16 protein-coding genes are annotated in these 21,285 nt (G+C 48.9%); 11 read left to right on the top strand and 5 right to left on the bottom strand.

Going from position 1 to position 21,285, the window contains the following annotated elements; genetic code table 11:
• Nucleotides 1-204: 204 nt before the first annotated feature.
• From AC1S52_RS00920 to AC1S52_RS00905, 4 genes are all read right to left on the bottom strand, one after another.
• Entirely contained in the window at nucleotides 205-561 is a 357-nt protein-coding gene (locus AC1S52_RS00920; protein WP_482027161.1) for a DUF1636 family protein, read from the bottom strand.
• Nucleotides 554-1,528 (bottom strand): ABC transporter substrate-binding protein, encoded by a 975-nt coding sequence (locus tag AC1S52_RS00915; protein WP_482027160.1) that lies wholly within the window; start codon nucleotides 1,526-1,528, stop codon nucleotides 554-556. The genes AC1S52_RS00920 and AC1S52_RS00915 overlap by 8 nt, the downstream gene beginning before the upstream one ends.
• A 14-nt stretch (nucleotides 1,529-1,542) precedes the next feature.
• Nucleotides 1,543-3,912 (bottom strand): TonB-dependent siderophore receptor, encoded by a 2,370-nt coding sequence (locus AC1S52_RS00910; RefSeq protein WP_482027159.1) that lies wholly within the window; start codon nucleotides 3,910-3,912, stop codon nucleotides 1,543-1,545.
• 348 nt (nucleotides 3,913-4,260) lie between these two features.
• Nucleotides 4,261-5,298 carry an AraC family transcriptional regulator gene (locus AC1S52_RS00905; RefSeq protein WP_482027158.1) on the bottom strand — a complete coding sequence of 346 codons (1,038 nt, stop codon included), beginning with the start codon at nucleotides 5,296-5,298 and terminating at the stop codon, nucleotides 4,261-4,263.
• A 26-nt stretch (nucleotides 5,299-5,324) separates the two neighbouring features.
• Here AC1S52_RS00905 and AC1S52_RS00900 point away from each other — a divergent pair, with 26 nt between their 5' ends.
• From AC1S52_RS00900 to AC1S52_RS00890, 3 genes are all read left to right on the top strand, one after another.
• Entirely contained in the window at nucleotides 5,325-5,558 is a 234-nt protein-coding gene (locus AC1S52_RS00900; protein ID WP_482027157.1) for a hypothetical protein, read from the top strand.
• A 426-nt stretch (nucleotides 5,559-5,984) separates the two neighbouring features.
• A complete protein-coding gene (locus AC1S52_RS00895; protein WP_482027156.1) occupies nucleotides 5,985-6,965 on the top strand; it encodes a FecCD family ABC transporter permease in 981 nt (326 codons plus the stop codon).
• A complete protein-coding gene (locus AC1S52_RS00890) occupies nucleotides 6,962-7,999 on the top strand; it encodes a FecCD family ABC transporter permease (protein ID WP_482027155.1) in 1,038 nt (345 codons plus the stop codon). Before AC1S52_RS00895 ends, AC1S52_RS00890 begins: the two co-directional genes overlap by 4 nt.
• A gap of 41 nt (nucleotides 8,000-8,040) precedes the next feature.
• Here AC1S52_RS00890 and AC1S52_RS00885 read toward each other — a convergent pair whose 3' ends face one another.
• Nucleotides 8,041-8,223, bottom strand: coding sequence for a hypothetical protein (locus AC1S52_RS00885; protein ID WP_482027154.1), 183 nt, complete (start codon nucleotides 8,221-8,223; stop codon nucleotides 8,041-8,043).
• 123 nt (nucleotides 8,224-8,346) lie between these two features.
• On the opposite strand from AC1S52_RS00885, the gene AC1S52_RS00880 reads away from it, so the two are divergent.
• From AC1S52_RS00880 to AC1S52_RS00845, 8 genes are all read left to right on the top strand, one after another.
• Complete coding sequence (locus AC1S52_RS00880) at nucleotides 8,347-9,111, top strand: helix-turn-helix transcriptional regulator (RefSeq protein WP_482027153.1); 765 nt, start codon at nucleotides 8,347-8,349, stop codon at nucleotides 9,109-9,111.
• A gap of 119 nt (nucleotides 9,112-9,230) precedes the next feature.
• Complete coding sequence (locus AC1S52_RS00875; protein ID WP_482027152.1) at nucleotides 9,231-11,813, top strand: TonB-dependent siderophore receptor; 2,583 nt, start codon at nucleotides 9,231-9,233, stop codon at nucleotides 11,811-11,813.
• 113 nt (nucleotides 11,814-11,926) lie between these two features.
• A complete protein-coding gene (locus AC1S52_RS00870; RefSeq protein WP_482027151.1) occupies nucleotides 11,927-13,048 on the top strand; it encodes an ABC transporter substrate-binding protein in 1,122 nt (373 codons plus the stop codon).
• 5 nt (nucleotides 13,049-13,053) lie between these two features.
• Nucleotides 13,054-14,376, top strand: coding sequence for an MFS transporter (locus AC1S52_RS00865; RefSeq protein ID WP_482027150.1), 1,323 nt, complete (start codon nucleotides 13,054-13,056; stop codon nucleotides 14,374-14,376).
• A gap of 293 nt (nucleotides 14,377-14,669) precedes the next feature.
• Nucleotides 14,670-16,661: an ATP-binding cassette domain-containing protein gene (locus tag AC1S52_RS00860; RefSeq protein WP_482027149.1), complete on the top strand. Its 1,992-nt coding sequence runs from the start codon at nucleotides 14,670-14,672 to the stop codon at nucleotides 16,659-16,661.
• A 149-nt stretch (nucleotides 16,662-16,810) separates the two neighbouring features.
• The gene (locus tag AC1S52_RS00855; RefSeq protein WP_482027148.1) at nucleotides 16,811-17,251 is read left to right on the top strand and encodes a DUF29 domain-containing protein; all 441 of its coding nucleotides are present in this window, start codon (nucleotides 16,811-16,813) and stop codon (nucleotides 17,249-17,251) included.
• Nucleotides 17,252-17,392: 141 nt separating this feature from the next.
• On the top strand, nucleotides 17,393-18,418 hold the full coding sequence (locus tag AC1S52_RS00850; protein WP_482027147.1) for a helix-turn-helix transcriptional regulator: 1,026 nt from the start codon (nucleotides 17,393-17,395) through the stop codon (nucleotides 18,416-18,418).
• Nucleotides 18,419-18,582: 164 nt separating this feature from the next.
• The gene (locus AC1S52_RS00845) at nucleotides 18,583-21,159 is read left to right on the top strand and encodes a TonB-dependent siderophore receptor (RefSeq protein WP_482027146.1); all 2,577 of its coding nucleotides are present in this window, start codon (nucleotides 18,583-18,585) and stop codon (nucleotides 21,157-21,159) included.
• The last annotated feature ends 126 nt before the right edge of the window (nucleotides 21,160-21,285 follow it).

The raw sequence follows: 21,285 nt of genomic DNA, 5'->3' as shown, positions 1-21,285 counted from the left end.
CGTCCAGTTGAATGTAAGCAAGAGCGGTTTTAGTGTAGGCAGTTAAGCGATACGATGTCTATCCCAAAAACGGTAAAAGATCCGAAACCGGACACCCCACACGTTGAGACGGAGATTTAAACCGGAAGTAATTGCACAAATCACTTGATCAACGCGATCTAGGGAATCATGGTGCGATCTCACATCTGCGCTTGACATCCACTTCTACTTCACACCAGGAATTTTGGCGATCGCAACCTTCTGCAACTGCTCCGGGAACTGCTTGTAGGGAACATTACCCGTTTTACTTTGGGTGTAGCGTTCGCCAAACTCCACTACAGCCGCCGCGCAATCTGTACCGATCGTGCTGAAGAGATAGGTCGGTTTATTGGGGGCGGAAAAAGCCACGACACAGGCACGCCCACAATCCCAAAGGCACGCAACAGGCTGGATATGAATCCCGTCGGATTGTACTTGTGTTTTGACCTGTTTGAGTAAGATTGCTCCATCAGCAGGCTCACCTTCCGAGCGCTCGTGAGCAAAGCGACAGGATTGGCAAATGAACAGTGTGGGTTTAGTCATGATTTGAGGGAGTGTCGATCAGGTGGTTGTAAAGGTCATCCAGCACAGCATCCGCAGCCAATAGATTAAAACCTCGCCAGGTCATGTAATCTACAGGGTAAACCCGATCGTGCTGAACGGCGCGAAGTTTTTGCCACAGGGATTTTTGTTTTAGATCTTCTAACTGCTTGCGATCGTCCTTTGTCATCATCCCAACAAACAAGATATCCCCATCCGCCTTGTCCAGATCTTCCTCAGAAATTGGCAGCATATTGGAGGGTGCAATCACATCCTGAGCCGCAGGACGGTGTAATCCAACATCCTTGAGAATGCGATCGGGAAATGAGCCTTGAGCCTCACTAAACAGACTGCCACCAGAGATAGAAACGAGCGAAATCGTTTGCTTTTGATACTGGTTTCCTAAAGCTGCTTTGAGTTCTGCAACTTTACGGTAATAGCGATCCCAAGCTTGTTGGGCTACATCTTGCCGCCCTAAAACCTCAGCCACAAACTGAAAACATTTTTGCCAATCAACATCGTTATGGGACTGGCTCAAGGCTGTCGGCGCAATTTGGACTAACAAGGGATAGACCTGTGCATCCCAGTTATACCCAATGATCAAATCAGGCTTGAGGCGCAGCATCCGCTCTAGATTAGGAGCATAGCCCCCCACTACCTGGATTCCATGCAGATAAGGTTTTAAGTAGGGGGGCACCTCAACATTGGTCATGAAGGCTTGGATATAAGTACTGCCAATGGGTTTGATGCCAAGTGCCAGCACATGAGCCAAAATTGAGGTGTGAAGCGTCACAACACGATGGGGACTTGCAGGAATACAAGTCTTTCCCAAGGAATGTTCAATCATGTGACAGTCTGCGGTTGGCAGTTGCATGGAAGAAGATAGGTTTTGAGCAGAGTCATGACTACAAGCAGTGACTCCGACAAAACTTAAAACACTCAATAGCAAACAACAGAGAAAACGTCGCATGATGGTTGCAATGATTAGAACTGCCAGGAAACTGTTCCTTGAATCGTAAAGGATTGACCGTAGTTAACCCGAGTCGCACTCGATGCATTCGAAAAATACTCGATATCAAATAGATTTCTGATGTTGAGCGCAACTCTAAATCGATCGCGTCGGTAGTAGATTGCTGCATCTGTATGGAAATAACTTGGCATCCGATAAGTATTGTCCAAATCACCGGCACGATCGCCAACATAAAACAAACCTAAACCGAAGCCCAAACCCTGTAAATCACCTCGTTGAATTTCGTAAGTTGTCCAGAGTTTAAAAGAATGATAGGGAACGTTTGGTAACTGGCTTCCAGGCTGAAACGTGTTATCTTCCGTAATGCGAGCGTCGGTATAAGCGTACCCTGTGAAAATACTCCATCCTGGCAAAATCTCACCCGTTAGACTGAGTTCAACGCCCCGGCTATTTTGCTCACCCGTCTGAATTTGAAATCCTGGATTATCAGGATCCTCTGTCAAAACATTACTTCGGGTTAAGTCATAGAATGCCAACGTTGTGGAAAGGCGATCGCTTAAATCAGCTTTCACCCCTACCTCAAACTGGCGACCCCGCTCTGGCTCAAAGTCATTATCTAAATTTGCGCCAAATACCCCATTGGCTGGGGTAAAGGAACTAACATAGCTAGCGTAAAGCGAAATAGGGGGAATCGGCTGATAAACAATCCCTAAGCGTGGGCTAAATGCACTCTCGGTCTTGGTATCTCTGGTAGTCGGAGCAGGCAGAAACGTTTCTGATATTTGGCGAATGATATCAAACCTGCCGCCAATCAACACTTTGAAGTTATCGGCAAACGCAATCTGATCTTGCAGATAAATCCCAAGGGATCGGTTTACAGTTGTGCTGCTAGAAGCCTCTCCTAGCGCCTCTGGTTGCCCACCATAAATGGGATTGAATAGGTCAATGGGAGCCGCCGTCGCCCCCTGAAATCTGGGTATTCTGTTTTCATAACTGTTCAGATCAACACCAAATAGCAATTGATGCTGCACTGAACCCGTCAGAAACTTACCCACCACGTCATTACTGAGAGTATGGGTGATACTTTGAAAATCAAAATTGCGATAGAACCGATTCAGGGTGCGGTTGTCTGCGTCTAAAGAGGTGGGAAAAGTTCTTTCGTCCTTGGACTCACGAAAACCGAATAAAAATCCACTGCGGAATGACCATGCATCACTGAATTTATGGTTTAGCTGATATCCGGCTCTTGTGAGAAATGCATTGATCACATCAGTGGGTTCGCCGATATTGCGATTACGTGGGATTTTGCCGACGGGATTGGGCAGCACCGAACCGCGCACGGGTACAAATGGAGTGAATCCTGACTCTTGGGTCTGAATGTAGTCACCTTCTAAGGTCAAGTTCGTTTTCGGGTCGATCGCTACACTAATAACAGGTGAGATCCCAAAGTATTCACTATTGTAGAAATCGATAAAACTATTTGAGTTTCGATAGGCTGCATTAAGGCGGTACAATACTGATTTCTCGTCATTAGCTGGTCCCGATACATCAATGGCACCCCGGTAAAAATCATAGTTACCGATCGTTGCATCGACGGCATAAAAGGGGTCGCGCAAGGGACGTTTTGTCACGATGTTGATGCTGCCGCCAGGATTTCCTAAGCCAAACAATACAGACGCAGGACCCTTGAGGACTTCAATCCGTTCAACATTCGTCAGCTCTACCGATTCTCCAGCACCTGCGTCTACTTGCCCGTTGCGGAGTAGATTGTTATTGAGTGCCTCAAAACCGCGAATGCGATACGTGAAGTAGGGACCTGAGTTAAAATCCTGGCTGACTCCAGGGACATTTCTAACAGCATCATCAAGACGAGTAATATTTTGATCGCGGAGTAGCTGTTGCGGCACAACCTGAATCGATTGCGGAATATCTCGTAGAGGAGTATCTGTGCGCGTTCCCACACTCGTGTTCGGAACTCGATAACCTGGCTGACCTACCCCTGTCACCACAATTTCCTCATCTGGTTCATCTCCTTCCGGGTTGAGGCTGTAGGCAAGCTCACCCGTTTTCAGGGTCACCTCAGTTTTGGGTAGAGCCTCTTTCCCCGTGACAATGACGCGAATGTTGGTGTTATCCTGCTGGACTACCTGGACTGTGGCAATATCGGCTGTGGGGTTTTCGGTGGCAAATGCCTGCCCGTTTGGTAGTGCCAGCACGGCATTGGGAATGTCGGCGATCAGGCTGTTACCCTCCTGGCGAAACTGGGTGGCATCCACTTGTAGGGGTTTGCCCTCAGCCGTTTCCAGGATAATTTCTAATTCAGTATTGGTGCGATCGAGGCTAATGCGAGTCACTTGAACGGTGGCAGCTTCGATTTGAGCCAACCACTCTTTGATCGTTTTTGCAGGGTGAGGGAGTTTTGAGTTTTGAGTTTTGAGTTTTGAATTTTGAGTTGGGTGATTAACCTGAGAACTCAACCCTAATAATTCATCATTCTTTTCCGTCGCCCCGGCAGGAAATACTATCCCAACAGGACACAGACCAGCCAAAATCAGCCAAACTTGTATTCTCCTCGCCCTTACGCCCGGCACTACTCGCATGATCATTCCACACCTAATTAAGAAATATTCTCAAAACACTACAGGGCGGTGCGGGAAGAAAGAAAGCGATTTTGTTCGCTAGCCGGAATTGTTTTGTTCGCTAGCCGGAATTTATGCAAATTTTACGCCACTCTACTGACCATCAGCATTTAAGCAGCTATTGTTGATGTCTCCGTGAGATTTGCTGGCTCGTTTAGATTGCATCTGATACGCTTTGGGAGTCATGCCAAACTTTTTGCGAAAGGAGATCGAGAAATAGCTGCGGCTCTCAAACCCGATCGCCGCTGCCACTTCTGCTACCTTCATCTCACCACTGGCAAGTAGCCGTTGGGCTTGTTCCAGGCGATAGTCATGCAAATAGCCAAAAACCGTCGTTCCAAATACCTGCCGAAATCCTCGCTTCAGCGCATTGTCATTCAGCCCGACCGATCGCGCTAGTTCCATCAGGGAAGGCGGATGGTTAATCCGTTGCAATAAAATCTTTTGGGCGGCATGAATGCGATCGACTTCATCCAGCGATAGCGGCAAAGTAGGCGTTCTAGATTGCTCCTGTTCCGTCATCAATGCCAACAGTTCCAAAACCTTACTCTCCAAATACATCCGCTTGGTTGCCCCTTGATAGGGACAGCGCAAGAGTTGCCGCAGGGCAAGCTGCATCTCAGATGTCACCACACCATAACGATAAAAATAGGTCTGGTTGAGATCTTTGAATAAGTGCATTAAGTCTCGTGGAATTTCTCCCCCAGGATTAGCAACCATCGACTCATAGATGCTAGGAGCAATATGAATATCCACCCGAACGACGGGCTGTTGAGCAAATTCCTCATACAGCCCACCCATCGCCCACCCCCGCCCACAAAACCAGTTTGTACCGGAATCTAGCTCCTCAACCCCCCGACAGCGGCTCTGCCCAAGCAGCAAAAACCCCATCTGGATTGGGTGGGGATGTTCTGGGGATTGCATCACCAGGTTACGGTGGAGTTGATAGTCCTCAATCGTTAAATTCAAGCCTTCTCGCCATTCGATTTCTCGCCGAAACCCCTGTCCCAATTCAGCCGGAACTTTCAACAGAACATCTAGCGGATCTGCCGGGTCGATCGCTGAGGGCTTCGGGTTTGCCTCTTGCCACAGCGCATCATACACCGACTCAGAAATAGTTAGTAGAGCCATAACAGAGGTTAAAGAGAATTCATCTAATGAGAAGTATTCTCATCAAAATACCACATGCACGGGAAAACCCTGCTATTGAGATTGTTCCCCAAACCGCTGATCTTTTCCAGCAAGCCTTCACTTTTTACACCCAACGCCCGGATCAAGTTTGGAGTCACATGGACTGCGCTTCATTCTGCATCATGCAGCAAAATACTCTAGAAGCCCTGGAATACGATGAACATTTTGAACAAGCTGGCTTCATTGCTTTGCTTCGGTAGATGGGCGATCGCCCTCCAATCCTCATCTTTCGACCTCTGAACTCGAAATTCCGACCTTTGAGCCTGAAACTCCACCTTCCGTTCGCAAAGCGTTGCATGCAATACTCAAAACTTTGCCCTTAAAGCTTGAAGCTCCGCTTTTTGTTCGCAAAGCGCTGCTTGCAATACTTGGAACATCAGCCTCTGAACTTGGAATTCCGCCAGCAAGTGCAGCAGAGATTCGTCATGAATGATTGACTCAAGCGCGCCAAAGCCTGTGAAGCCAAAGCCATTGTGTGGGTGAGCATTGATGACTCTCCACAAATGCCTCGTCAATCAGTCCCGATGGAGGTAGAATCAAGATTAATTCTCATTAAGCCTCCGGGGTTAAAGTGCGATTACATGATGACTTTAATTTTATCAAGTCCTCAAAAATCCTCGAGTCGGTTGCTATGGCTTGGCTTGGGACTCGGTGCGATCGCCCTCCTTTTTTGTCTGGTCTATAGTATTACGATGGGTGCTAGAGATATTCCACTGCGAATAATTCTCGAATCTTTTATTACGTTTGACAACTCCTTTGATCATTTGGTCATCCAAACCGTGCGCCTGCCGCGATCGCTGATGGCAATGGCGGTCGGTGCAGCGTTAGCCGTTTCCGGTGCGTTAATGCAGGGCTTGACCCGAAATCCTCTGGCTGAAACGGGGATTTTGGGCATTGAGGCAGGGGGGGCGTTAGCAGTGGTCATCACCTTGTTCCTCTTTGGGAGTTCTTCCCTATCGGTGTATGCAGCGGTTGCCTTTCTGGGGGCGGCGATCGCGGCGGTGACGGTGTATGGCTTGGGCACATTGGGGCGCGGAGGTGCAACACCCCTCAACCTTACCGTCGCAGGCGCAGCAATGACTGCCTTCATTTCTTCCATCACAACCGCAATATTGATCGTGAGCCAACGCACCTTAGAAGAAATTCGATTTTGGTTGGCAGGTTCTCTAGCCGGAAGAGATTTTGATTTATTTCTCCAAGTCTTGCCGTTTATGGCGATTGGGCTAGTGCTGGCACTGTTGCTGGGCAAACAGATCACTACGCTGAGTCTGGGAGAAGATATTGCCAAAAGTTTAGGTCAGCAAACCGTTTGGATTAAGGTGTTTACGGCAATTAGTGTGGTGCTGCTGGCTGGCGGTTCAGTTGCCATTGCAGGGCCCATTGGGTTCATTGGGTTGGTCGTACCTCACATGGTGCGATTCTTCATCAAAACGGATTACCGCTGGATTGTGCCCTACTCCGCTCTGTTGGGAGCCATTCTCTTGTTAGTTTCGGATATTGCTGCACGAGTGTTGCTAAAACCCCAAGAACTTCCGGTGGGGGTGATGACGGCGCTTGTCGGTGCGCCTGTCTTTGTCTATCTTGCAAAGTCGCAGGTGAAGCGATGAAGGAGGCATTGTTGTTTCGATCGCCGATGGTGTCTTTTCGGATCGATCGCCGCTTACCTACCTTATTACTGATGTTGGCAATCTTGAGTTTTGCCGCGATCGTGGTGAATGTGCAACAAGGAGAATACCCGATCGCTACGATTGACATTATCAAGACCCTGTTTGGCATTGATACGGGTAATCCCGATCATGCCTTTGTGATTTACACACTGCGCCTGCCCAGGACGTTGGTTGCCTTCATGGTGGGAATGGCACTGGCAATTTCTGGCACCCTTTTTCAAGGCTTGACCCGCAATGCCCTTGCCGATCCGAGCATCATTGGAATTAATGCTGGAGCCAGTCTGGTTGCGGTTGCCGTGATTGTGTTACTGCCATCTGCCCCAGTGTATGTGTTACCGATCGCGGCTTTTGTAGGTGCATCCGCTATTGCCCTGCTGATTTATGGGTTGGCATGGAATGGCGGCAGTTCACCCACACTTTTGATTTTGTTGGGCATTGGTTTGTCTGCGATCGCCAGTGCGTTTACGAGCTTAATGATTACCTTTGGCTCCATTTATGATGTCAGTCAGGCATTAGTTTGGTTAGCCGGAAGTGTGTATGGACGTACCTGGGAACAGTTTTTCTCATTCCTCCCCTGGATTGTTTTGGGAGTGCCGATCGCGTTGTCTTTGTCGCGTCATTTGAATGTGCTGAACTTGGGCGATGATGTGGCAAAAGGGTTAGGCAGTCGCGTGGAATGGCAGCGCGGACTATTGGTTCTGGTGGCAGTTGCCCTGGCTGGATCTGCCGTTGCTACCGCAGGGACGATCGCGTTCGTGGGACTGATTGCTCCCCATGCAGGACGGCAATTGATTGGAGCCAATCATCAAAACCTGCTGCCCGTGACGGCTCTATTGGGTGGTTTACTCGTCACCCTCGCTGATTTAGTCGGTCGCACCGTGTTTGCCCCGATTGAACTTCCCTGTGGAGTGGTGACCGCCGCGATCGGTGCCCCGTTCTTTCTCTACCTGTTGATTCGCAAGCGATCCAGGTAAGTCTGTCCTTTTTGCCAGCGATCCAGGTAGTGCGGTATTAATTAGGAATTTTTCAATAGTTGAGGATTGGGATCATTATGGCGATCGCGCTTAACGAGGCAGGTTGGGATGAACTTTGTACCTCTGCTCAACTGCAAGGAGAAACCATCTATCAGCAGACGACGGCTGGTATTCAGTTCAACCTGCCCCACCAGTTCGGCAAGGGCGGGGAATAAACGATTCATTTGCAGCGTGGCTTAAATTTGAGTATTCGGAATGGGCAACTCCAACAGGATCTCCACTTGAAGCGCCACCATGAGGGTTCCTTTCCACTTGTCGCAAAATTCTTTCTATCTGGATGTTCCAGGGTGCACACTGCCCATGTTCCCAATATTGCGGATGAGTATGAGGAAGTGACGGGATGCCATTATTTTTATTGTTTGCCAGATTTAACTGAAATTGAGCAATGGCAGGCAAAAGAACCCATTCAAATGGTGATGATCTCTGCCTATCTCGACTATTTCAAGCAGTTGGGACAGGAGTGTTCAATGCTGCCAAAGCCCTTGCAACGGGTGATCGAATTAGACTCAATTCAGCCCTTTCATCACAGCTTGGGCCGAACCACCCCAGACATGGTGCAGGTGCTGCGACAAATGCTGGATTGTCCCTATCGAGGTCTGGTGCAAAAACTGTTTTTAGAAGGAAAAGCCCTGGAGTTGTTAGCGCTTCAGTTTGCTCACTGGACGGAGTGGGAGCAATCCCCAAATCAGCCTGTTAGCTTGAAAGCTGATGATGTTGATCGCCTGCACTTTGCTAGCCAGATCCTCATCCAGCGGGCAGCCAATCCTCCGTCTCTGATGGAACTGGCGCGACAAGTCGGATTAAACGATCGCAAACTCAAACAAGGCTTTCTCCAAGTCTTTGGCACGACGGTGTTTGGCTACTTGCATAACTATCGCTTGGAGCGATCGCAGCAACTCTTAGCATCCGATGAAATGAGCGTGACCGAAGTGGCTCATGCCGTTGGGTATACCAGCCTGCCATCCTTTAGCAAAGCCTTTCGGAAAAAGTTTGGTCACAGCCCCATTGCCTGCGCCACTCGCCAGAACGTGAAAAAAGTCCGTTTGGGATAACAGAAAGTCCGTTTGGGATAAGACAACTCAAGCGCGATCGTCCTACCATCTAACCCATAGTGATTGAGACTAATTCTCAATAGCTTTTGTTTCTAGATGGGTTTGTGTGAGGATAGGACGTGAATAGTCAGGTTAGTCTTTATTTCTGGATTGCTGGGATAGCGGTTGGGTTGCTAGCTTCGCCTGTGAAAGCAGAGGAAAAAAGGGTTGAGTTCTCAGGTTTGAATGCTCAGTTAACACATTCCACTCAACCGTCAACCCTTTCAATTTCCAAAGTGCGGGATCTGCAACGCCCTGCCACTACGGTTAAAGATTGGATGGCGCAGATCGAAGCGGCAACGGTGCAAGTGACAGGGGTGCAACTGAACCCAACTGATACAGGGCTGGAGATTGTGCTGCAAACGGCGGACGGGAACCCCCTACCAGTGGATGCCACGAAATTCCGCACAGAGGGCAATAGCCTGATTGCCGACATTCCCAATGCAGTATTAACGTTGGCTGATACGCAAGCTTTTCATGCCGAGGCTCCGACAGCAGATGTTAGTCGGGTGCAGGTGGGTCAGACGGATGCCAATACGATTCGGGTGATCGTAACGGGCAATAATGCGTTGCCCAAGCAAGAGGTGACGCTGCAAACAGGCGAGTTTGCTTACAGCCTCAATCCGGAAGGGGATGAACCCGATGAGGAAGTGGTCGTGACAGGGGAACGCTCTGGCAGCCCCTACTTTGCTCCTAGAGCGACGACTGGCACACGCACCGATACACCGATTCTTGATACGCCCCAATCGATTCAGGTGATTCCGCAGCAGGTGTTGCAAGACCAACAAATTATTCGTATGGATGATGCCTTACGCAATGCCAGCGGTGTGGTCGGGCGACTCAATGCCTTTGGTTCCAACACGAACATTACGATCCGAGGCTTCACGACGGATAACTTCACGGCGGGTGCCTTTTTGCGCGATGGCTATCGCTTGAATGATAATCTCGGCACTCAGGAAACTGCCAATATTGAACGGATTGAGGTGATCAAGGGTCCAGCATCGGTGCTGTATGGACAAAGTGATCCCGGCGGCATCATTAATCTGGTGACGAAGCGCCCTTTATTCGATCCCTTCTACGAACTGCAATTTCAAGCGGGTAGTTATGGCTTAATTCGTCCCAGCCTTGATTTTTCGGGTCCCTTAACGGTCGATCGCTCCCTCCGCTATCGACTCAATGTTGCCTATCAGCGTGAAGAGGGGTTCCGGGGCTTTGACATTGATACGAATCGATTTTTCATCGCGCCGGTGCTGAGTTGGGAGATTAGCGATCGCACCAACCTGACGATCGTCATGGAATATACCAATGAAAAAAATCCGTTTGATCTGGGTCTACCTGCGATTGGCGATCGGGTTGCGGATGTGCCCCGCGATCGGGGCGTGGGTGCTCTGGATAATTCTTTAGAAAACCGTGCCCTGACGCTGGGGTATGACCTGAAGCATCGCTTCAACGATAACTGGACTTTAAATCATGGCTTTCGCTATGTGTCTCAGGACTACAGTGTGCTTGCCACCCTGCCAGCGTTTGTCGATGAAACAACGGGAGATGTGAATCTCTTTTTTGTCGATCGGGAGTATCGTTCGGATGATTACACGATTCAAACGAATGTGGTGGGTAAGTTTAACACTGGATCGGTGCAGCATACCCTGCTGGCTGGTGTGGATTTAAACTTCAACCGCTTTGATGAACGGTTTACACGGGCTGATTTTAATAATCTACTGGTGATTAACGTCTTTAACCCCGTGTATGGCACGGTTCCCAGACCAGACTTGAGTGGTTTCGAGCCGTTTGCTCCCTTTGATACGGAGTACGATCGCGTCGGTGTTTTCTTGCAGGATCAAATCAACTTCAGTGATCGTTTCATCCTGGTCGGTAGTTTGCGCTATGACAGCGTTAATTTCCGGGTGAATGAGGAGTATGCAGAAAATGCAAACCGCTCTGATCAGGCGTGGAGTCCGAGAATTGGTTTGATTTATAAACCGATTGAAACAGTCTCGCTCTATGCCAACTATTCCCAATCCTTCAAACCCAACTTCGGTCCAGATGCAGATGGCAACCCGCTCGATCCAGAAAAGGGTGGAGGGTTTGAGGTGGGCGCAAAAGCAGAGCTTCTGAACCGAAAACTGTTTGTTACTCTGGCTTACTTTGATATCACCAAGCGGAATGTCGCCACGACCGATCCGAATAATCCATTCTTCTCTGTAGTGGCAGGTAAACAACGGAGTCAGGGGGTAGAACTGGATATTGCCGGAGAAATTTTGCCCGGTTGGAACGTCATTGCCAACTACGCTTATACCGATGCCAGAGTCACCGAAGACAACACGATTCCGGTAGGAAATCGGCTGTTTAATGCGCCTTATCACACGGCTGGACTGTGGACAACCTACGAAATTCAGCAGGGCGACTTGCAGGGACTCGGTTTTGGCATTGGCATCAACTACGTCGGCAATCGTTATGGAGATTTAGCAAATAGCTTTGAAGTGGGCGATTATTTTCTAACAAATCTGGCATTGTTCTACAAGCGCAATCAGTGGCGATTGGGATTGAACATTAATAATTTGTTTAATGTTTCCTACATCAGTAGCACAAACAATTCTCGTAACTTTGGCAATGCACCAGGAGCACCCCTAACGGTCATCGGCAACATTTCTGTAGAGTTCTAAGGGACTTGCCATCAAATAATGTACCAGTTGTAGGATGTGTTAGGCGTTAGCCGTAACGCATCGCACGGATGTTATTTCCGCGTAAATCCCAACCCATCATTCTGGATTAGATCATGGTTTTCATCCGGCGTATCCATCCCGTTGCAACAGCTCAAAGTAATGTGAGATGGGCGAATTGGCTTCGGTGGGTTGTGCTGGCGATCGCATTGATGGGAGCGATCGTTGCCTGCCAGGGGCAACCCACCCTTGTCCGGAACACTGCCATTTCGGCTCCATCAGTTGATCACACGAACTGCCGCACGATTTCCCATGCTATGGGAGACACTCAAGTGTGTGGACAACCACAGCGGATTGTTGTGCTGGGTCCCTATCTACTAGAACCCCTGCTGGCTTTGGATATTCAGCCCATCGGGTTTGCAGATCATATTGCCTTTCACCAGGGAGACTACACGAAACCCAGTGAACAGATCCCCTACCTGGGACAGCGCATTTCCCAGACATTGGTGAATGTAGGTATCGCTTACATTCCCTCCATCGAAGCCATTTTGAAAGCTCAACCAGATTTAATTTTGGGCATTGATGGCAACAATGCCAGCCAATATCAAACGTTAGCTAGCATTGCACCGACCTTGATGCTGAAGTGGACTGAGCCAGAAGAAAATCTCCGGGTGATTGCTCAAGCGGTGAATCGGTCGGAGCAAGCCGAGCAACTATTAACTCAAACCAAACAGCAAATTACCACAGCCCGTCAAACTTTTGCGTCCCTGGTGGAAACTTCTCCCAAACTGTTGTTACTGAGTTCGGCTGAATTGCGGGAGATTTATGTAGGGGCTAATACCCACGGGCTATGTAGTTCTTTGCTCAAGGAGTTAGGCTTTCAACTCGTCCTCCCTCCTGGTTTTCAACCCTCTCAACAAACAAACCTCGTCCCGATTTCTCTAGAGACCCTGTCCCAACTTAATCATGCTGATCAGATCCTTTTACTGGGCAATAACTTTAGTGGCGTGAATCAGTTTCAGGGCAACAATACCTTTGAGGCACACCAATTAACGCATCTCAAACAAGCCTGGGAAAAAAATGCGATCGCCCAAACTTTGAATGCCAGCCAAAAGGGTCAGGTCTACTTCATCCCGGCGTATCTTTGTTTGGGTTTACCCGGTCCGATCGGCACAGAACTCTATTTAGATGAACTGAAGCAGCAACTTTTGTCCAAACCCGAATCTCCCACTAATTAATCGTTGTGCGTACTTTCATCATTCTCTGGCTGGGACAGCTTGTGTCCTCAGTCGGCAGCAGCATGACCTACTTTGCCCTCACCCTCTGGGTTTGGGAACAAACGCAGTCTGCCACCGCGATCGCCCTGATTCTTTTCTTCTATCAATTGCCACAAATTGCGATCGCGCTTTTTTCTGGCATTCTAGTCGATCGAGTTCCGCGCAAGTATCTGCTAGTTTTCAGCGATACAGGAGCCGCCTGCTGCACACTATTGCTAGGTATCCTATCGGTGACTCAAGCTCTCCAACTTTGGCAAATTTACTGGATTGCCGCCGTCATTGGTTGTTTTGGCAATATTCAATCCCTCACCTATGCCACAACAGTCCCGTTGATTGTGCCCAAGCAACACCATACTCGCGCTCTGAGCATGGGGGCAATGGTAGGCTATGGATCTGGAATTGTTGCTCCTGCCTTCGCTGGTTTGCTCTATCCCCAAATGGGGCTATTAGGAATCACCTTAATTGATTTGACTACTTTTGCGATCGCAATTCTGACCCTATTGATTGTGCCCATTCCTCAATCAGAGGGAGAGTGGGGAATGGGGAATGGGGAAGTGGAGGAACCAACACAAGGTAAAGCGATTTGGCAGGATGTGACCTTTGGCTTTCGCTACATTGCGTCTCAGCCCAGTTTGCGGGCAATGGTTATTGCATTGTCAGTCTTTGCCTTCCTGAATCAGATGAGTGAAGCCCTCTATTCTCCACTGATTTTGGCACGGACTGGAGGAAATGCTCAGGTCTTAGGCATGGTAGTTGCGGCGGGAGGACTCGGCGGTGTGGTCGGGGCGATTGGCTTAAGTGTGTGGAATGGCTTCCGTCAACGTGTGGTAGGAATGCTGTGGGGCTTTATTGGTACGGGATTAAGCCGACTTATATTGGGCATTAGCCAACTTTCAGGGGTGTGGGTAGTGGCTCAGTTTGGTGCATCTTTGCATAGTCCGCTCATCTTTAGTTCCTATACAGCGGTATGGTACGCCAAAGTGTCTCCCAGCATCCAGGGAAGAGTGTTTGCGGCTGATTCTCTGATTGGGTTAGTCATTGAGTCTACAGCCAGTCTATCTGCTGGATTTCTTGCAGATCAAGTATTTGAACCGTGGATGCAATCAACCATTTGGCTTAGTTCAATATTGAGTTCAATCGTGGGCACTGGGATTGGCAGCGGTATTGCGTTCTTGTATATCATTCTTTCGCTTTGTATGGTGCTCACGGGAATTGTCAGCTTCACTATCCGGCAACTGCGAGACGCTGAAACTCTGATGCCCGACTACGAAACAACCGAGGAGCAATAGCTGCCAGACTAAGGTGTTAATACAAGTTTAACTCGCAACTCGTCATAGTCTGCGCCGGAAATGGCGATCGCCATGATAGTTTAGGAATGGCTTTTGCAGAAGTGTGTTGAATTAAGGAGATTTCCAAGAAAAAGATGCACGGATTGTAGGGGCAGGTTCAGTGAATCCCCTCTTGCACCCGCTGATGGTTTGGGAAAACCTGCCCTTGCAGGGAGTTTCTTTTGTGGAAACCGCCTAATGTCAGTGCCCCTCATCTGGTTTGGGAGAATTGTCAAGCAATTGAGCATCGTCCTATGACTAATCCTTCATTTTCCATCTGGCATCTCCTCTGGCAGATGATCCGCTATGCCCAACCCCTCTACTGGACGGATACCCTCCTCTGGTTGTTCATTACCGGATTGCCCGCCCTACCAGGATTGGTGATTCGTGAATTCTTCAATACACTAACCAATCAATCCGCTTTTACCCGCTCTCCCTGGGTATGGGTTGCTGTGTTTCTTGCGATCGGCGTCGCTCGAATTGTTGCCATCATCACCGGACGCATTACCAAAACTCAACATCGCTTCACTATGAGTGCATTGGTGCGACGTAACCTCTTGGCGAACTTATTTCAACGCCCCGGTGCCGAATCATTAACCATCACTGGACAAGAGCGCACCCTTGCTCCTGGTGAAGTCATTAGCTTTTTTCGTGAGGATGCAACCCAGATTGAAGATAATGTTGTGGGCACAAATGAGATTCTGGGTGAAGGAGTTTTCGCCGTTGCCTCTTTAGGGTTGTTATTGAGTGTGAATGCAACGATTACCCTGTTTGTATTTTTGCCCCTGGCAATCATTGCAGCCATTATTCACCGCATTACCAATCGCATCAAACGCTATCGTCGCGCCAGTCGTCAAGCCACTCAACAAGTGACGGGGATGATTGGGGAGATGTTTACGGCCGTGCAAGCGATTCAAGTCGCTGGAGCTGAGTCCACGGTGCTGGAGCATTTTCGTCATCTGTGCGATCGCCGTCGCCAAACTGTTGTACAAGATCAACTTTTTACAGCCCTGCTGGAATCAAGCTTTGAAAACTTAGTCAGTCTGGGTACTGGAGCGATTCTCTTCTTTGCTGCGCGATCGCTGCAATCCCACACGAACACCCTCACCGTAGGTGATTTTGCCTTGTTTGTCTACTACTTGTCTTTTGTCACCTACTTTCTCAGTTTCCTGGGTGGTTTTCTAGCGCTAACCAAACAAAGTGAAGTCTCGTTTGAACGAATGGAAGGATTACTGCACTGTGAGGCGGCGGCGATCGTCGCTCACCATCCCTTATATTTACCAACGATTACCGGACGCATCCCTCAATTACCTGGTGTTCAAACGCCTCAATCGATTGAGAACAACCTGGGGGCAGACAAGAGATCCCCCGACCCCCTTATTAAGGGGGTTTCAAAGGTTCCCCCCTTACCAAGGGGGGCTAGGGGGGATCAAGACCCAGAGAATGAACTACATCAATCTGAGCATTCCTTGACGGAGATTAGCAACTCCCCTCTACAAGAACTGGTTGCTCTCAATTTGACCTACCACTACCCTGGCACAACTCAAGGCATCACCGATATATCGCTGCATCTCACTCGTGGCAGTTTTACCGTGATTACAGGGGCGATCGGATCGGGTAAAACCACGTTGTTGCAAGGGCTAATGGGACTCCTCCCGCTGCAATCTGGAGACATTTACTGGAATGGGCAACGGATTCATCATTCGGCATCATTTTTTGTGCCACCCCGCAGTGCCTATACTCCCCAAGTACCGCAACTTTTCAGTGGCACCTTACGGGAAAACATTCTGCTTGGAATGGAACGGAGTGAGGCAGAGTTGCAATGGGCGATCGCCCTGGCAACCTTTGAGCCAGACCTGGCTGCCATGCCCGATGGCTTAGATACATTGATCGGTTCAAAAGGCATGCGCCTCTCCGGTGGGCAACTGCAACGGGTTGCCGCCGCCCGCATGTTCATTCGCCAACCCGAGCTCCTGGTTTTCGACGATCTCTCCAGTGCCCTCGATACCGTCACCGAACAAACCCTTTGGTCTAGCCTCTTCTCCCTCAGTTCCTTCCCCCCTCTACCCCTCCACCCCTCTACCCTCTCACCCCATCCCCCCACTCCCTGGACTCCCACCTGCCTCGTTGTTTCCCACCGTCCTGCCGTCCTGCAACGCGCCGATCGCGTTATTTTGCTCAACCACGGCAAAGTCGAACTGGAAGGTACCTTTGCCGATTTACCTGCTGCCTATCGACCCAGTTAGTAAAAACGTTGGGGTATCGCGATCGCAGTCGAGTTGCGGCGTTTCGGAAACAGTTTGGGGTGAATCCGAAGACGGATCAACTGAGATCGTGAAAAGAGATTTAACCTGATTGTTGGATAAAATGAAGTACGACCACTGCGGTGTTTTCCATGCAAACAACTACTCTCTACGATCAGGACTTTTACGCCTGGACTCAGCGTCAAGTTGAACTGCTCCGCTCCGGTCAGTTGGGGGAACTCGATATTGAAAACTTGATCGAAGAGATTGAATCGTTGGGTAAGCAGGAACGACAGGAGCTTCGCAATCGATTGGGGGTGTTGCTGGGGCACTTGCTCAAGTGGCAGTATCAACCAGAGGCGCGATCGAAGAGTTGGGCTGCAACCATTCAAGAGCAACGTCGGAGGATTCAACGCCATCTCAAGGAGAATCCCAGCTTAAAACCTTATCTGCTGGAAGCGATCGATATTGGTTATGAGGATGGGCTGGATTTAGTGAACCGGGAAACTCCCCTTGACCCTAACCAACTGCCGCAAACCTGCCCATTCTCTGAGGTAGAAATCTTTGAGGCACCAGTGGACTGGCAGCCGTAACTTCCTCTTCATAGTGGTGCCTATCCTTCCAACCTGAAAAAAAGTCCGTTAGCATTGACAGGATTCTCTATTAAGTGAGAATATTTCTCAATCATTGCTCCAGTTTTAGAGCATTATTTCAGTGTTGAGAAGGCGATCGCCATGACCATCATTCTTTCAGCACAAGACTGTAACGACCTGTGGGAGGAGAGTACACAAACAGGTAAAGTACTGGAGTCCTTTGATGGGATGATAACAACCTGGCAAGGAACGGTTCCTCTGATTGGCGCGGTGCAGGAGTGGTCAATCTCTTTGAACGATGGCCTGATGATGCGGATGTATGACTATCATCTGGTGAATAGTTTGCGGTTGACTGAACACTACGGTGAGGGCAACTGGTCAACCTTGAGCTTTTTCGTGACTGGGGATGTGCGAACCACGATCAAAGGGCTGACCGATGGGGTCGATGAATTGGCAGGACGTACATACCTGAGCAGTTGCCCTGATACGTTTGAGACAGAAGATTGGACGGCAGGACAACATTTGCTACGATTACACATTAGTTTTCATCCCAGCTACTTTCTCAACCATTTTCCACCCGAACAACTGGAAACATTGCCTGCGATCGTTCGCGGTGCGATCGCAAAAAATATGCAGCCGTACTACTACCAGGGCAGTATGATACCTGCGATGCAAACTGTTATTCATCAAATTTTACAGTGTCCCTATCAAGGCGGCATGAAGCGTCTCTATCTGGAGGGCAAAGCGCTGGAACTGATGACGCTTCAGTTTTGCCAATTTCAAGATCAGCAACAGGGTTCATTTGCCAGTCTTTCACTCAAATCGGATGACATCGATCGCATCCATCAAGCAAAGGACATTTTGATTACAAACCTGACCAATCCACCATCATTGCTAGAGTTAGCCCGTCAAGTCGCAGTCAATGATCATAAGTTGAAGCAAGGGTTTCATCAGGTCTTTGGCACGACGGTCTTTGGCTATTTGCACGACTACCGCATGGAAAAGGCACGCCAACTGCTAGAAACCAGCGAATTGAGCATTGCTGAGGTGGCGCAGCAGGTTGGATTTAGCGATCGTAGCCACTTTGCCGCTTCCTTTCGGAAAAAGTTTGGTGTGAATCCCAGAGAGTATATGCGCCGCCAGCGAGAAACCCTCAGAGCCGTTTAACGGAAGAACTCCGTCTAGCCATCGAAAAACTCCACCTAGCCATCAAAGCCATACTTTAGCGGGTTCCATTTCCCAGTATATTCTTAAGAACTATTCTCAATTAGTAACGATCGAGAATGGAATTCTGGAGAAAACATGACGCAAATTTGGTCTGGGGAGTGGTAATGAATAAGGGGTTTTCGACTTCGGTACAACTGGCTCTAATCGCAATCTGCTTGGGAAGTTCAAGCATTGGATGGGCATTACCGGGAAAGGCGCAAGAGCGTCAGCGAGTAGATGATGCCAGTGGGAGAGCCAGTCAGACTTCATACCCCCATCTCCCCATCCTCGCGTCTACCCATCCAATCACTTCCCGCCTGCGTGACCTGAAGCAACCTGCTACCACGGTTAAAGAGTGGATTGCCCAAATTGAATCTACGACGGTTCAAGTCACTGAAGTTAACCTCGATCGCACTGATTTTGGGTTAGAAATTGTGTTGCGAACTGCGGAGGGCAAACCTTTGTCCGTTGATGCATCGAAGTTTCGTAGGGAAGCCAATAGCCTGCTGGCTGATATTCCCAATGCAGTGCTGGCATTACCAGACGGGCAGCCTTTTATAGTCGAAAATCCAACAGTGGATATTGCGACCGTGCAGGTGGTGCAGCAGGATGTGAACACCATTCGAGTGAGTGTGATTGGAACGGATGCGTTGCCGCAAACAGAGGTTACGTTGAAAGCAGGAGAGTTTGCTTACAGCCTCAATCCGGCAGGAGAAGATCTGGATGAGGAAATTGTGGTAACGGGGCAGCAAGATGGTTATCGGGTACCCAACACTTCCACAGCAACTCGGACGAACACGCCGCTGCGGGATATTCCCCAATCGATTCAGGTCGTGCCTCAAGAGGTATTGCGAGATCAGAAAGTGACGACGCTGACAGAAGCACTGCGGAATGTTAGCAATGTTACTTCCGGTGGTCCTGCGTTTGGCACCTATGATCAGTTAGCTATACGGGGTTTTTTGGGGAGCAATACAGGCAACTATCGCCGCAATGGGGTGGAATTTCCTAACTTCATCGGATTTGCGCTGAATCCCAATACCGATCGCATCGAAGTTCTGAAAGGTCCGGCTTCAGTTTTATTTGGTGATTTGGCTCCGGGTGGCATTATTAATTTAGTGACCAAGCACCCCCTCTCTGAACCGTTTGCTCAGATTGAAGCAAATATTGGGAGCTATGATTTCTATCGTGGGGCGATCGATCTATCGGGTCCTTTAAATCCTCAGAAGACCGTTCTCTATCGCTTCAACTTTTCCTATGAAGATGCTGGTAGTTTTCGTGACTTTATTAACAACCGCACCTTTTTCATTGCACCAGTGATTAGCTGGCACATCTCCGATCGCACCCGTTGGACAGTAGAACTCGAATACCGCAACGACGATCGCATCACGGATACAGGGCTGAATATTCAGGGCTTATCGTTTGATCGAATTCGTCAACTGCCGATTAAACGCCTGCTGAATGAACCTGGGGATGAGTTTAAGTCCCGTTATCTTTCTATCTTGTCTACCCTGGAACATGAACTGAGTGATGCCTGGAAAATCCGCAAGGTTTTCAACTTCATTGATGCCAGACGAGAATTTGTCCAGTTCACCTTTCCAGGTCGCTTAAGAGCCGATGGGCGCACCCTGGATCGATCGCAAAGTGGACAGGAACAGGATATCACTTACTACTTTGGTGAGATCGATCTGATTGGCAAGTTTGCAACTGGTTCGATTCGTCATGAATTGGTCGTTGGGGCCGATTATTTCTACCGCAAATCTCCATTTATCAATTTAAATGGACAGGATGAAGCACCGCTCGATATCTTCAATCCAGTTTATGGCAATAACACCGATGTCTTCACCGTTGGGGGTTCCTTTAACAATCCAGAACGCCGCCTGGGAATCTTTGTCCAGGATATGATCTCCTTAACCGATAATTTCAAGCTGTTGTTGGGTGGGCGTTATAACAACGCTTTATTGCAACAAACCAACCGCTTGACCAATCGATTGGTGCGCGATGAAACGATTGAAGATTTCAGTCCTCGATTGGGAATTGTTTATCAACCTGCCGATTGGCTATCGCTCTATGCCAGCTACAGCCGTTCCTTTGAGATTAATTCTGGTATAGATGCAGCCGGGAATCCCTTTGATCCTACCTCTGGCACCCAGTACGAAATTGGCGCTAAAACCGAGTTTTTGGATGGAGCATTGGGAGCAACCCTAGCCTTCTTCAAAATCAAACGCAGTAATGTCCTCACGACCGATCCAAGCAATCCCCTTTTTAGTGTGCAAACGGGGGAACAGGAAAGTCAGGGCATTGAATTGGATGTTGTTGGCAGAATTACGCCAAATTGGAGCATCATCGCCTCCTACAGTTATCTGGATGCCAAAATTACAAAAGATAATAGCTTTCCAGTAGGCAATCGGCTACCAACAGCGGCTCCCCATCGTTTTAGCCTGTGGACAAAGTACGAATTTGACGGTGGTTTGAAAGGATTAAGTCTGGGCGGTGGTATCTTTTATGTGGGTGAACGTTGGGACACGTTGAACAATAATTATCAGTTACCCGGTTACGTTACCGTTGATTTGTTCACGGCTTACCGACTGAATAATCCCGATCTGACGGTGCAAATCAACCTGAAAAATCTGTTCAACGAACGATACTATGAAGGCTCATTTGGTTCCGTGCATCCGGGTGCCCCCCTTAGAAACTGTTTGTAAATAGATATGAAGTAAATGGTGATCAGGAGACGGAAAGAGCGATACCTAAGTCATTCATCTACCTGCGCTTGAGAGCATGAGTCAACCATTTTATGACAGTGACTTGACCGACGAGGAATGGCAATG

The organism is Kovacikia sp. CALU 1929 (genome assembly GCF_056784235.1).
This window is presented reverse-complemented; position numbering and strand designations above follow the sequence as displayed.